The following is a 13,415-nucleotide window of genomic DNA, read 5'->3' as shown; positions in this document are numbered from 1 at the left end:
ACCGCGCGCTGGAGGTGGGGCGGCACCGCCGCCGCCCCGGCCCTGCCGCCCCACCTCCAGCGCGCGGTGAATGTCGCCGTCGTGAAGGGCGTTGAGTCCGCCCTCGCCAGCCGGCCCAACGCGCCCCAGGCGCCCGTCACCAGCAACGCGAAGGACCTGCTCCTCGACATCCCGAAGGAGAAGCGCCTGTCTGCGGCGCTCGGCTATCGCCTCAAGTCCGCCTACCTCGCCCGCGCCGAGCGGCACGGCAAGGCCGAGGGCATGGGCGAGCTGAAGAAGTTCATGGAGCGAGTGAAGGCGGCGGGCCTCTTCGCCGGCGTCTTCGAGCAGGGCGGCCTCTGGGCTCGCGAGACGTGGAGCTCGGAGCTGGTGGAGGTCCTGCGCCCGCGCTCCATCCTCCTGGCCGCTGGCGCCCGCACCATCGGCGATTACGGCGCCAAGCTGAACATGGGCACCCTGGGTCAGGGCGTCACCGTGTACTGGACGGCCGAGGGCAAGCCCGTCCAGAAGTCCAACCCCACGGACGGAGCCATCAGCCTTGGCGCCCACAAGTTGATGGCTCTCGTGCCCATCAGCAACGACTTGCTGCGCCTGGGCAACATGGACGCCACCGCCGTCGCTGGCGAGGACATGGCCGCCGCCATCAGCCTGGAGGTGGACCTGGTGGGCATCAAGGGCAAGGGCCCGAAGAAGCCCAACGGCCTGCGCAACCAAATGAAGGGCGCCAACCGCACGGCCATCTCCGGCACCACCCTGGAGAACAAGATTGCCGACGTGGACGGCCTGGTGGAGACGGTGGACGGCGCCGAGGTGCCGGGCGGCCTGGAGGGCAATTCGGGCTTCTATTACATGTCCCCCAAGACCTACTTCCACCTGCGCGCGCAGCGCGACGCGGCGGGCTGGGTGTGGCCAGAGCTGCGTGACCTGCGCAACCCGCGCCTCAACGGCATGCCCGTCTTCCGCAGCACCACCCTCAACGAGGACAAGGTGATTGGCTTCGGGCTGGCCCAACAGCTCATCCTCGGCGAGGCCGTGCCGCTGGAGGTGGAGGTCGGCGAGGACGGCGCGGACTTCTCCTCGGACATGGTGACGATGCGCGGCATCACCCAGGTGGACTGGCTGCTGCGCCACGCCGAGGCCTTCGCCGAGAAGACGGGCGTCACCTACTGACGCGCGCCGGGCCGGCGCCAGCACGCGGCCGGCCCGATTCCCTCCACCCTCACGGAGTCACGACACATGCACCCTTCCAACACGCATATTGGCCACCTCATCCACGCGGCGAACCAGGCCCTGCCCCCGGACCTCCAGGGCGCCGGCACGCGAAACGGCGCGGCCCTGGACGTCAGCCGCTACCAGTCGGGCGTCCTGGTGGCCAACGTCGGCGAAGTCGCCGGCACGCCCACCGCCACCAGCGTCCGCTACACCGTCCAGACGAGCCCCAACGGCACGGACGGCTGGGTGCCGCTCAGGGGATTGGACGACGCGGACGTCGTCCTCACCGTCACCGCGGCCGGCACCTGCGCCGAGAAGGACTTCAACCTCCAGTACGCGGACGTGGACCACTCCTTCCTCCGCGTCGTTGAGGTCATCGCCTTCACCGAGGGCACCACGCCCTCCGTCATGGCCGGCGCCACCCTCGTCTTCGGCGGCGGCCAGCGCCTGCCGCTGTGAGGTGACACCACCATGCCCGCGCCCCAGGACTTGCTGACGGCCGAGCAGTTGCCCCTCACCGCGCGGACGGCGGTGGAGGGGCCGCGGCTGGCCCTCTTCATCACCGCGGCGAGTGAGGCCGTGGCGTCCTACGTCGGCTATCCGCTGCACCGCCGCCTCGGCGTGGTGGAGTCTGTGGCGGGCACGGGCGGGCCGCACCTCTGGCTGAAGGGCGGTGCCGTCCGCCAGGTGGTGCGCGTGGAGGTGCGCGGCGTCGAGGTGGCCGCCGCGTCCTACGCGCTCGATTCCGCGCTCATGGGGCGGCTGGTGGCGCGTTCTTCGCGCTGGCCCTTCACCGGGAGTTGGACGACGGGCGTCTCCCCCACGCCGCTGGAGGCGCGCGACACGGGCGAGGTGGTTGTCACCTATGACGCGGGCTGGGTGACGCCGGGCCAGGCCGCGCTGGACTCCTCGCTGGTGGTGGACCTGCCTGCCGCCATCCAGCTCGCGGCCATGGAGGCCGTGACGGCGGCCCTTTCGCGCGATGGGAAGCCCGCCGACGTCGCCAGCGAGAACATCGGCGGCACGTCCATGAGCTACTTCGCCGGCGAGGGCGGAGGCCGCGCCGCCCTCCCCTCCACCGCGCGGCAGATGCTCACCCCGTACCGGAGGCTCCGCTGATGCTCATGGGCCACGCCTTGCGGCAGACGTTCTGGTTGGAACGCCTGCTCGTCACCAACGCCCGCGGCGAGCACGAGTACGCGGAGCCAGAGCTACACCCCTGCCGCTACGAGGGCGCCACCAAGAGGCTCGTCACCGCGGACGGGAGCGAGCGCGTCTCCGAGGCAGTCATGTGGACCATGGTGGAGGTGAAGGCCGAGGACAGGGTGTACCCGCCGGGCACGTCTCCCGACGACTACAACGCCGGGCGGGAGCCGCTCCGGTGCAGTCCGCGCGTCTCCCTGGGCGGCGTCGTGGACCATTACGAGGTGTACTTGTGATGCCCCGGGACGTGGAGCTCGAGCTGGCCGCGTACCTGGAGGCGGCAGGGCTGGACCTCTCCACCACCAGCGCGCCGCCGCGGATGGCGTGCCTCCGCCACACGGGCGGCGAGACTGGCCTCTACCTGGGCACCGGGCGCGGCGTGCTGTCGGCGGACGCGCAAGTCATCGTGCGCGGTCCGAAGGGCAGCTACACGGCCACGCGTGAGTTGGCGGCGCGGTGCTGGACGGCGCTCCACCTGGCGCGCGTGCCCGGCTACGTGGACGTGCGTTGCGAGGGCGCGGGCCCCCACTACATGGGCCCGGACGGCGAGGGCTCCCCCCGCTTCGTCTTCAACCTCGCCGCGCGCTACAGCGCGTAGCGGCGCCCCTTCTAGGGGGCATGCCTGTCCGCGTTCGCCTCGACGCCAACAAGATAGCTGCCCTGCGCCGCAACTCCCGTCAGGTGCTGCGCAAGCTGGACGCGCCCATTCACGCGGCCATGCGGCAGACGCTCGACTTCTCCAGCTTCCTCGTGCCGCGCTCCCCTCCCTGGGAGCGCGCCATGGCGGAAGAGGCCGCGCGGGACGCGGGCGAGCAGTTGCCCCCGCCGCTCGCCGACTCCGGCTTCATCTCGGGCCCTGAATACAACCTCGGGCGGCCCCTCTCCACCTCATGGACGGCCGGGTACGAGCACCCCGAGGCAGGCCCCATTCACGAGGGGTTCCACTGGGGCGCGCAAATCGTCAACCCGCCGCCCCATTTCCTCAAGAAAGCCTTCCGCCGCTCCCGGGGTGTCGCTCGTAAGGGCGTCGCTCAGGTGCTGGCGGCCTGCCTCAAGCAGCACTTCTCACGTTGAAAGGAGTTCCCCATGACGGCTTCCGCCGCCTACGTCGATGCCCTGCACCTCGTTGCAGACACCACCACCGAACCCGGTCCCACCAACCTGCTGGATGGCATGTCCGAAGCCACCGTCGCCTTCTCGGCGGACACGGTGGACACCAACTACTTCGGCAGCGATGGGTTCAAGAGGCGCAAGAAGACGCTGAAGGACTTCAGCAGTTCCATCTCCGGGCACCTCTTCAAGGGGAGCCCGCCGCACGTGCTCCTCAAGTCCGCCTTCATGGCGGACTCCGTCATCTACCTCATCGTCATTGAGGACGCGGACGGTGCCCCGGGCAGCCGCGGCTGGCGCTACCCGGTGACGGTGGACACCTACGAGGAAGGCAAGAGCGTGGCCGACCTCGTCACCCTCTCCGCCACCCTCAACGGCGCCGGCGCCCCCGTCGCCATCTGACGCAATCCCTCTCACCCACCCCACAGGAGCCCCCCACAATGACTGCCACCACCGCCCCCACGTTCCGCAAGCCCATCGGCATGCCGCGCAAGGAGCACAAGCGCATCCGCCTGGGAGACGACGAGTACGCCATCTGCGAGCCCACCCAGGGCGACAAAATCTCCATGCTCGACAAGGCCCAGAAGGCCGGCGAGGTGAATGAAAAGGGCCAGCCGGTGGACGGCCTCGCCGCGTATGGATTCATCGCCCGCGTCGCCATCACCTGCCTCTACTTTCCCGGCGGCGTGCGCCGCGTCTTCGGCGACGAGGACCTGGAAGCCGTGCGGCTGGAGGCGTGGCTCCAGGAGTACCAGGCCGACTTCATCAAGGCCTTCGGTGGACCCTCCGTGGAGGAGGCGAAGGGAAACTCCGAGACCACCCCGAGCTGAATGCCCTCTTCGCGGTGGTGAAGTTAACGGGGCAATCCCCGGATGAGGTGCGCAGGTGGGCGGCGAGTGACGTCGTCCACCTGCTGGCCCATGCGGCGCTCGAGGCCGACGAGGTGAGAGGGGCGGCGCGGGGAGGTCCGCGCGGTGCCGGAGCCCCCGCCCGCGGAAGCAGTGAAGCAAAGACTCTCACGTACCGCGTGCGCCAGCGCGCGAAGGAGTAGGGCCGTGTCCAGCGCATCCGGAGGCGGACTCAAAGTCGGCGACCTCTACGTCATCGTCACCGCCAGCATTGGCCAAGCCCTCAAGTCCATGGGGCAACTGGCCAAGGCGACGGAGGAGATGGCAAAGCAGGTGAAGGAGGCCGCCGAGCCGGTTGGAAACCTCGGCGCCGTCGTCGCCGCCGGCATCGGCGCGGCCGTCGCGGCGGCGGCCTCCTCCAACTACGAGCTCCGGATGGAGCTGAAGCACCTGACGGACCTGCTCTACACGCTCGCCGCGGACATCGGGGACCTCTTCGGCCCCACGGTGAAGAGGTTGACGGCCTTCGTCGACAAGCTGGTGGCCACCTACCAGCGATTGAGCCCCACGCAGAAGCGCGCGGCGGCGGACATGGCCGTATGGGTGGCAGGTGCAGGGCTCGCCATCGGCACCGTGGGCAAGCTGGCGGGTGTCGTCGAAGGCCTGGCGAAGTCCAGCGGCATCCTCATCGGCGTGCTGGGCAAGCTGGACAAGTCGGTGGGGCTCGCGGGCATCACCGCTGGCGTCAACAAGCTGAGCGGGTCAATGCGAACTGCGCTCAACGGCAACAAGGCGGCAGCCGTGGCCGCTGGTGCAGCCGCTGCGAAGGCTGGGAAGGAGGCCGCGACGGCCGCGACGGACGCCGCCGCGGCCACCAAGGGCGTCGGGAAGGAAGCGGCCAAGGCAGGGAAGGAGGTGGCGAAGGCCTCGAAGGAGGCCGGAGAGGCAGCGAAGCGCGCGGGCAAGGACGCGGCCGAGGCCAGCGGCGCCATCGGCCCCTTCCTGCGCAGCATGGTCGGCCTCATGGTGCCCCTCATCGCCCTGGCGCTCGCGCTCGCCGGCATCGCCCTCGCAGCCGGTGCCATCTATGGCTTTTGGAAGGTGGCCGGCGACGGCATCAAGGAATCCGTCTCGAAAATCCTCACCTCCATCGGCAACTTCGCCTCCACGGTGTGGGACACCATTACCACCGGCGTCAAGGCCGTCACCGCCGGCATCGAGTTCATCGTCCGCTCCTCCCTCTCCACCCTCGCGTGGATGATTAACCAGGGCGCGAAGATGATGTCCCCGCTGGTGAAGGCGCTCCCCAAAACCCTGCACATGGGCCGCCTCAACGACGCGCTCGACGACGCGATGACGCTCACCGGTGATGACCTGGTGAAGGGTGTCAGCGCCGAGGTCGCGAAGACAAAGGCAGCGGCTGAGGCGACCGCGAATGTCGCCAAGGTGGCCGTCACGTCGATGCTCACCGGCGCCGTGGAGATGGGCAAGGACGTCGGGGCGGCGGCGGCGGACGGGCTCATGGACTCGTTCAAGAACGCGAACGAGCTCTTCGGCGAGAAGCTGGGCCTCAACAAGCTGATTGAGACCCTCTCTACGTTGCTGCCCTCCTTCTCGCTCTCCTCGCTCCTCGGCGGCAAGGCCAAGGTCCGCATGGCCGACGACGACGAGCGGATGATTGCCGCGATGGGGCTCGACAAGGTGGCGGCCCCCGTCATCGAGGCCAACGAGCAGCTGGCCGCCTCCATCAAGGACCTGGCCAGACACGGCGGCACCGGCGGACGTGCCTACTTCAAGGCCGTGGACGACAAGGCCCGCCGCCTCTCCGCGGAGTTGGTGCAGGCGATTGAGGACGCCCGCGCCTCCATCGTCTCCAAGGTGCGCGCCGCCTTCGGGCGCGTCAATGACCTGGTCAACAGCTTCGCGGAGGGCTTCCTCGCAGGCGGGATGAATCCCCTCGCTGGCATCGGCGCCGTCATCATGGACCTGCTCGCCCAGTCCGAGGGCTTCCAGGTGCTGATGGAGATGGTCTCCACCGTCATCCAGCACGTGGCGGATGCGCTCGGCGCCGTGCTCGTGCCCCTCCAACCGCTGGTGGGCGCAATCTTTCTCGTAATCGACGCCGTGGTGGGCGCGCTCACGCCCGTGTTCGAGACGCTGGGCCACGTCCTCGACCCGCTGGTACCGCCGCTGGTGCTGGTGGGCGCCATCTTCGAGACGCTCGCGCCCATCCTCACCGCGGTGGCGCAGGCCGTCCTCATGGTGATGACGCCGCTCCAACTCATCGCAGGGCCTGTCCTCGAAGCACTCTTCAAGGTGCTCAAGGGCATCGCCGTCGTCATCCTCACCGTGGCCCAGGGACTCGCCCACGTCTGGAACGGCATCATCAGTGCCGTGCAGGCCGTCATCAGGGGCATCAGTAAGGCGGTGGAGTGGCTCGGAATCGACTCGTTGAAGAAGTTCGCGAACAGCCTGGACCGCGTCAAGGTGGACACGAACGCCATGGGCGAGTCCCTCCAGGCGTTGAACGACCTCACCTGGGAGACGGCGGAGGCGAAGGCGCGCGAGACGGCGGAGGTGCTGCGCAACACGGAGGCGTTGCAGAAGGCCACTGACGCCCTCTCCAACGTGCCGACCGCGTGGAAGGTCATGCTGCGTCGGTATCAGTCCCAGGACGCGCAGGACGGCCCCAGCCAGGAGCCCACGCGACAGCCGCCGCCCACACCGTCCGGTGGTGGTGCACGCCCACCACAGCCCGCCGGCGACGGCATCCTGCGCAACCGCGGAGGGGAGGAGCTGCCGGACTGGAAGCAACCCAACGACCCGCGCAACCGCTACTCAAAGACGGGGGCCTCAATGGCAGACACGCCCGTCATCATCGTGAACAACAACATCGTCGGCTACGACATCGACGAGGCGCTGGAGGAGGGCGCGCGGAGCGTGCAGCGCGCCCTCTCGCGCCTCTCCCAGCGCTTCTCCTACCGCAGCACATGAGCCATGCCCCACCCCTTCCTCGCCCTCTCCGGCATCCCCGTGCCCGTCTCGAAGTCCAGCGGCTTGCGCTACTCACCGGTGCTGCTGGGCGAGAAGGTGCGCACCTTCAACGGCTTCCCGCGCAGCAGCGTGCGCCGGAAGCTCATGGCCTACGAGGGCGGCACCGGGCCGCTGTCCCTCGCTGATGCCGCTGCGCTGCGCGCGCTCATCGACGGCCAGGGCGACTCCTGGTCCTTCGCCGGCAACATGCTGTCGAGCCGTGGCCTGTGGCCATCCACTGTCGGCTCACCGTTGGTACTGCCGAACCTCGGGCGGTACGAGGGATACGCGCTCGCGGTGGGCGCTGGGGACGCCGTCAGTTGGGCCACGCAACTGGGCGAGGACTGGACGGTCGCGTACTGGGGTCGCGTCTGGGACGGGTCTGGCGCGCAGTGGCACCACTACGTCCAGCGCTCGGATGGGACAGTTGGCGTGGATGCGGCGGCGACGGGGCCACACCTGGGGCACACCTGGAGTTTCGACGACGGCTTCACATCCAACTGGGGCCTTGAGCCGAGCGACGTGGACGCGAATGTCAGCGAGCCCGGACGGTACGGCAATTGCGCGACGTTCGGCGAGTGGACCTCCGCGACATGGCCGACGCAGCTCGGCCCCCAGTGGACGGTGGCGTATTGGGCGCGGCTCTCCACAGACAGCACCTGGCACCTCTACCTCCACCGGGCAGGATTGCCGCTGAGTCGCGACGGTGTGGTGGGCAGTCATGCGCCGTCCGCTGGGGCCCTCATCGCGACCAATGGCAACTACACGCAGTTGCCCGATGGCGCCGTGTATCTGCTCAACCGCCGGGGGAGCACGGGCCCCGGCATCCCCAACGTGAGCGGAGTCCCGCTCCTCATCGACGACCTGGTCGTCCTGCCGTACACGGTGCCCGACTCATGGGTGGCGTCGTGGTACGCGAGCACGGCCCCGTTTCGGCTGCCCGGCACCACAGGCCTGGCCGAGGTGGACGACAACGGCGCGCTCACCGTGCGCCACCGTGCCGGCGTGGCTGGTGGCTTCGCCAACCCCACCAACGACTCCCTGTTGGTGGGCGACCTGGTGGCGCTGCCCTACCGCGTCCCCGACGCGTGGCTTGCGCCGTGGCGTGACTCGGGCGCCCCTTTTGGCCCTCTGCCGTACCACCGCGCCAGCGGCACCGGCCTGCACCGGCCCGCCCTCGTCCTGGGCGATGCCGGCCAGGGTGACGCCATGGAGTGGTGGGAGGGCGCCCAGCGCGTGCAGGGCGAGGACTTCGCCTTCACGCTTCAGGAGGCACCACCATGAGGACATTGACGAACCAGGAGCGGGCCACGCTGCTCGCTGGGAACTACGGCACACACCTGCGCGTGGTGGTGGTGCGCCCCGACAACTCCGAGGTGGACTTGAGCACCCTGCTCGGCCGCGACTGGGTGATGGGCGCGCAGTGGTCCGAGACGCAGGACGCGACGGTGTGCGTGGCCACGGTAAGCGTGCGCCGCAGCGGGCCCGGCGGCGTCACTTCCCTCTCCCCCATGGTGGACTCGAGCGTGGCCAACCGCGGCCCCACGGGCCTCCTGGTGCCGCTCCTGAAGGAGGGCCGACGCTTCCGGATTGAGGTGCAGACGACGTCCAGCGGACGCGCCCAGCCGGACGCCTGGCGTCAGGTATTCCTCGGCCGCATCGACGAGGTGGACCCTGGCCCCGAGGAGCTCTCCTTCAACGGCCGGGACTTCGCCGGCGTGTTTCAGGACTGGTTCATTGAAGTCGAGCGCGACTACGGCAACGACACCGTGGGCGTCGCCGTGCAGACGGTGATGGCCCAAATCATCGGTGACAACATCCCCACTGGCACGGGCCCCGGGCTGTACGTGCCCGTGGACCCAATGTGGCAGCTCGGCAAGTACACGCAGCAGCGCGAGCCCGTCTGGGACGCAGTGCGCGCCCTGGCCGAGCAGCTCGGCTGGGAGGTGCGCCTGCGCTGGCGCGAGGGCCACGGTTGGGCCTTCACCCTCCAGTGTCCGGAGCGCCTGGCCGGCGAGCCCGTCTGGACGTTCGGCCCGGCGCACTACGGCGAGTTGAAGCAGGCCAAGCGGGCCCTGCGCGACATCCGCAACGTCGTGGAGGTCCTCTACACCGACAAGGACGACCGGGATGCCCTGGGCAACGAGAAGCGTAAGACGGTGACGGCCACCAACCCCACCAGCATCGCCGAGTACGGGCGTCGGTACATGCAGGTGGCGGAGGCCTCGGCCTCCAACATCAACACGCAGGCCGAGGCCCAGAGGCTGGCCGACGCGGCCATTGCCGACCTGTCCGACTCGTCGCTCACGCTCGAATTCGAGGTGCCCTACTTCTGGCCGTTGGAGGTGAATGACATGGTGCGCGTCCTCCCGGACGGAGTCACCCTGGGCGCCCCCGTGGAGTTGGCTGTCGTCAACCTCGACCACACCTTCGCGGGCGGCATTGCCAAGACGAAGCTGCAGCTGCGCGGCCGGCCCGCTACCTCCGTGCTGGAATGGCGCGCGCGTGACGCCGCGCCCCTAACTGCCCACAACGCCGCGTTGAAGAGCATTCAAGTCACCACGAAGCTCAAGGGCCCCGACGCGCCCAGCGACTTGCAGCCTACGCCCACCGTCAACGGCTTCGCGCTGTCCTTCAGGCCCAGCACCTCCGGACCGGCCTGGGACACCTACGAGCTCCACGTCAGCACCTCGGCCGGTTTCACACCCAGCTCCGCGACGCTCAAGGCCGCGGCCTCCGCCACGCGCTTCGAGGTGGCAGACCTGCCCCCAGGCGTCACCCACTACGCCGTGGTGCGCGGACGCGACATCCACGGCAACGTCGGGCCCACGTCCGCGCAGGTGGCGCTGTCGCCGCGGTACGTGGCGCCGAACGACTTGGCTCCGCTCGTCATCTTCTCCAGCCTGACCCCGAACCCCTCCTTCGAGGCGTGGACGCGAGGCGGGAGCGAGCCACCGGACGGCTGGCAGATGGCGTCTGGTACGTTTGGCGTCGATGCAGTCCGAACGACGGAAGCGGATACAGCCACCTATGCAGTGTCGTTTCCGGCGACGACGGCGGGCTCAAAGCTGCTCGTGTCCCAATATTTCGCCGTTATGCCTGGGCAGACGTATGTGGCGCGGCTTCGCTACCTGAAGACGACAGGGACACCAGGGACTGGAGGAGCGCGACTGGAATTGAGGTGGTACGACGCAACGTTCACCGAAATCACCACGGGAGCCGCGTTGGGCCAAGGCACCTCTGTTGGTTCGTGGACCCCCCTGGTGAACCATGCGGTTGCCCCGGCTCGCGCTCGGTACGCCCGGCTATTTGCAGGCAGGGCGAGTGACACGGTAGCGGTGAACATCGACAATGCTTCCGTCGATCCCTACACCACACCTCAACAGACCCCCAGGTCGGTCGTAGTCTTCGCAAATGGATGGGGCCCATACGCGGCAAATGGCCGCGCGGCGCCAACGTTCTTCCGTGACAGCACGGGCCGCGTGCGACTTCAGGGCGCGATGGCCGGCACCACTGTCAACACCGTTGCGTTTACCCTTCCCGAGCAATACCGCCCGCTGTCGGTCGTGGACCATCCAGTGGTGTGCGGCAGCGGAGTGGTAGTGGTGGGGGCGCTCGTCATCGGAACGGACGGGACTGTGACGCTAACCGCAGGAAGCGTGTCGTTCGTCAGCCTCGACGGCGTGTCATTCAGGGGCGTGGAGTGAGCGGCGCGAGAGCCTGGACAACCTCCAGCTTCTGGGCTGCGCTCACGGCTTCGTCTACCGATTCGGCAGTATCCTCACGCCCGCACGCAGTAAGCAGCGGTAGGGCAGCGATGAAGGCAAGGAACTGGCGGACCACGTGACAGTTGTCCTCATCTGCGCCGTAGCGCACATGCTCATAAATCAGACATTTCCGACGCCTGCATTTGCTGAAGAAGTAACGCAGCAAGGCGATTACTGCCGTACTGAACGTTAATGACCACGCGCCCGTCCTTGCCTTTTGCAGTCAAGCCAATGACCGTCTCACCCGTATTCCAAGTGGTCCCCAATTCGGCATGCCCGAGCACAAGCGCCGCATGAAGCCCATCTGGCGTGTCCTTCAGCAAGGACTCATGCCACTTCTCTCCATCAGTCACGGGCGCCCCGTACTTCTTCAAGAGCAGCGCGCGTAGGCGCTTATAGTCTGCCACATATTGAGAAGCGCTAAGATGTACCTCTCTCGACTGAACCCCGACTGATGCAAGACGGCCGTCCACGAAGAGAAAGAACGTGTCCGTTTTGATTCCGGCGGTTTCACCACGAACGAACAGCCCCTTGTCATCGACTAATTGAGCCTTGGGAATCGCTTTTCGCACCTCTGCGACTGTCATCCCCCACTTCGCCGACTGAAAACCCTCGGGACTGCGATACCCCTTTGGTGGCAGAAAGAACGCAGGGTTTGGCCCTCCGGACTCAAGCAGCATCGGGGTGCCATCTGCAGCACGAACTGACGCTGCTCCGCCGGTGGCATCCGGTGCAGCATCAGCCCTGGCAACGGCGGACGGACCGCTTGGTGCCACTGCTCCAGGCGATACAACATCCGCCACATCGGCAGGAGCTGATGCCAGTAGCGCCACCACACATACGCCGAACACCCCAGACATGTTGAACCCCCTGGTCCCGCCCCGGGCCTAGCACCGGGAGTCCTGGCCGGGCAACGGGGTCCGGGAGAACCCGCCGAAGTGGTGGACACGCAAAGTAGCGCACACCGCGTGGCGAGACCGTAACATCCTGGCCCGGTGCTTGGATGCCCTCCGGGCGACCGAGCGGGAGCGAACGGAACGTGAGAGAGGCCGAGAATATCTGGCGCGGTGGCACGTCGGACAGGGCGCGCGCAGTGACGCGCAGCAACGCCCGGAGGCTCCGCCAGCAGCTGGACATCATCATCCGCAGGTACAGGGGCTCCCTGCTGGGGCGCCTGTACCAGGTGCGGCACGCGACGTCAGGTGAGCCGTCCCTGGACTTGGAGCTGACCGAGAGGCAGCACCAGTACCAGCCGGACGTCGGGCTGGAGCTGCACATCAGCGCCCACCCCGCCTCGACGTTGGCGCCACCGCGCTTCAGCCTGCGAGTCCATGCCCCTGACGGAGCCTCCGACGCGGACGTAGCGCGCAACCTGGAGGGCACCTTGGCGCTGACGAAGGCGATGGTACAGACGGCATGCACCCGCTCCAACCTCGCGGACACGATGACACACCTACGCTCGCCGCCGCGGCGACGCGGCCCCGTGCTGCGCTCGCGCCGCTGGCTGCGCCGGGTGCGCCGCGCAGCTCGCCGAACGTGGCGCAGTGCCGGCTCGGCCACTACTGTCGCCCTCGCGCTCGTCGCGGCGGCCCTGGTGGGCGTCTACATGGTGCCGCCGCCTCCACCTGAGCCGCCCCCTGGCTCCGTCCAGACAGCAGCAGGGCCCGCTGGGGGCTTCGTCCTCGCGGCCATGACAAGTGACACACTCCTCTTTGCGCTCGAGCTGCCTTCCCGCCCCTTCGAGGGCCAGAAGACACGCGCATGCGACCCAGACCAGGGCGAGGTCTTCATCAACGGAGGGTGCTGGGTTGCGCTGGAGAAGAAGGCCCCCTGCGGCGACAAGCTCTACGAGCACAAGGGGAAGTGCTTCCGCCCCGCCGCGAAGCCCGCCGAGGCCCCACGGTCGATTTCGCAGTAGGGGACTTGCACTCCCAGCTCCAGAGTGCTACCCATTTTCACGGATTTCGCAGTTGAAGCACACAACGGCTCGCTGAAGCAGTGACCACTACCAGCGCCCCGTTCCCCACAGAGCTTTGGTCCCATCGCTATGGCGAAAGGACCACCAGAAAAGGCCTGTGCACCCAGGTAGCGCTGGGACACGCGCCCTCCGGCGCTCTATCTGCGTTCGTAGTGGTCCGCAGATAGAGCGCCTCTACCCTTCTGGGGGCCTCGTGGAGACCGCTTCGAGCCAGCACATCCCATCCCCTTCCACGGTGCGTGCGGCCGGGCCGCGAGACACCGC

General features: G+C 68.2%; 13 protein-coding genes. 12 read left to right on the top strand and 1 reads right to left on the bottom strand.

Going from position 1 to position 13,415, the window contains the following annotated elements:
* The first annotated feature begins 42 nt into the window (after nt 1-42).
* The 11 genes from HNV26_RS13655 to HNV26_RS13605 all read left to right on the top strand — a co-directional run bounded on the left by HNV26_RS13655 (nt 43) and on the right by HNV26_RS13605 (nt 11,113).
* Nucleotides 43-1,170, top strand: coding sequence for a phage major capsid protein (locus tag HNV26_RS13655; RefSeq protein WP_171452805.1), 1,128 nt, complete (start codon nt 43-45; stop codon nt 1,168-1,170).
* A 66-nt stretch (nt 1,171-1,236) separates the two neighbouring features.
* The gene (locus HNV26_RS13650; protein ID WP_171445208.1) at nt 1,237-1,671 is read left to right on the top strand and encodes a hypothetical protein; all 435 of its coding nucleotides are present in this window, start codon (nt 1,237-1,239) and stop codon (nt 1,669-1,671) included.
* Nucleotides 1,672-1,683: 12 nt separating this feature from the next.
* The gene (locus tag HNV26_RS13645; protein WP_171445207.1) at nt 1,684-2,331 is read left to right on the top strand and encodes a hypothetical protein; all 648 of its coding nucleotides are present in this window, start codon (nt 1,684-1,686) and stop codon (nt 2,329-2,331) included.
* Nucleotides 2,331-2,651, top strand: a complete 321-nt coding sequence (locus tag HNV26_RS13640) for a hypothetical protein (protein WP_171445206.1) — start codon at nt 2,331-2,333, stop codon at nt 2,649-2,651. Before HNV26_RS13645 ends, HNV26_RS13640 begins: the two co-directional genes overlap by 1 nt.
* Nucleotides 2,651-3,013 (top strand): hypothetical protein, encoded by a 363-nt coding sequence (locus HNV26_RS13635; RefSeq protein WP_216612228.1) that lies wholly within the window; start codon nt 2,651-2,653, stop codon nt 3,011-3,013. The genes HNV26_RS13640 and HNV26_RS13635 overlap by 1 nt, the downstream gene beginning before the upstream one ends.
* A 20-nt stretch (nt 3,014-3,033) precedes the next feature.
* Complete coding sequence (locus HNV26_RS13630) at nt 3,034-3,489, top strand: hypothetical protein (protein ID WP_171445204.1); 456 nt, start codon at nt 3,034-3,036, stop codon at nt 3,487-3,489.
* 12 nt (nt 3,490-3,501) lie between these two features.
* Nucleotides 3,502-3,927 (top strand): phage tail tube protein, encoded by a 426-nt coding sequence (locus HNV26_RS13625; RefSeq protein ID WP_171445203.1) that lies wholly within the window; start codon nt 3,502-3,504, stop codon nt 3,925-3,927.
* Between the two features lie 38 nt (nt 3,928-3,965).
* Complete coding sequence (locus HNV26_RS13620; protein WP_171442138.1) at nt 3,966-4,355, top strand: phage tail protein; 390 nt, start codon at nt 3,966-3,968, stop codon at nt 4,353-4,355.
* Between the two features lie 225 nt (nt 4,356-4,580).
* Nucleotides 4,581-7,367 carry a phage tail protein gene (locus HNV26_RS13615; protein ID WP_171442139.1) on the top strand — a complete coding sequence of 929 codons (2,787 nt, stop codon included), beginning with the start codon at nt 4,581-4,583 and terminating at the stop codon, nt 7,365-7,367.
* Between the two features lie 3 nt (nt 7,368-7,370).
* On the top strand, nt 7,371-8,690 hold the full coding sequence (locus HNV26_RS13610; protein ID WP_171442140.1) for a hypothetical protein: 1,320 nt from the start codon (nt 7,371-7,373) through the stop codon (nt 8,688-8,690).
* Nucleotides 8,687-11,113 carry a hypothetical protein gene (locus HNV26_RS13605; RefSeq protein WP_171442141.1) on the top strand — a complete coding sequence of 809 codons (2,427 nt, stop codon included), beginning with the start codon at nt 8,687-8,689 and terminating at the stop codon, nt 11,111-11,113. The genes HNV26_RS13610 and HNV26_RS13605 overlap by 4 nt, the downstream gene beginning before the upstream one ends.
* A 173-nt stretch (nt 11,114-11,286) precedes the next feature.
* Here the strand turns inward: HNV26_RS13605 and HNV26_RS13600 are convergent, their stop codons facing one another.
* A complete protein-coding gene (locus tag HNV26_RS13600) occupies nt 11,287-12,033 on the bottom strand; it encodes a hypothetical protein (protein ID WP_171442142.1) in 747 nt (248 codons plus the stop codon).
* Between the two features lie 179 nt (nt 12,034-12,212).
* On the opposite strand from HNV26_RS13600, the gene HNV26_RS13595 reads away from it, so the two are divergent.
* Entirely contained in the window at nt 12,213-13,091 is an 879-nt protein-coding gene (locus tag HNV26_RS13595; protein WP_171442143.1) for a hypothetical protein, read from the top strand.
* The last annotated feature ends 324 nt before the right edge of the window (nt 13,092-13,415 follow it).

It is taken from the genome of Myxococcus xanthus, from assembly GCF_013116825.1.
In the GTDB taxonomy this organism is placed as follows: Bacteria; Myxococcota; Myxococcia; order Myxococcales; family Myxococcaceae; genus Myxococcus; species Myxococcus xanthus_B.
The sequence above is the reverse complement of the archived record's forward strand: the minus strand, read 5'-3'. Positions and strand labels throughout refer to the sequence as shown.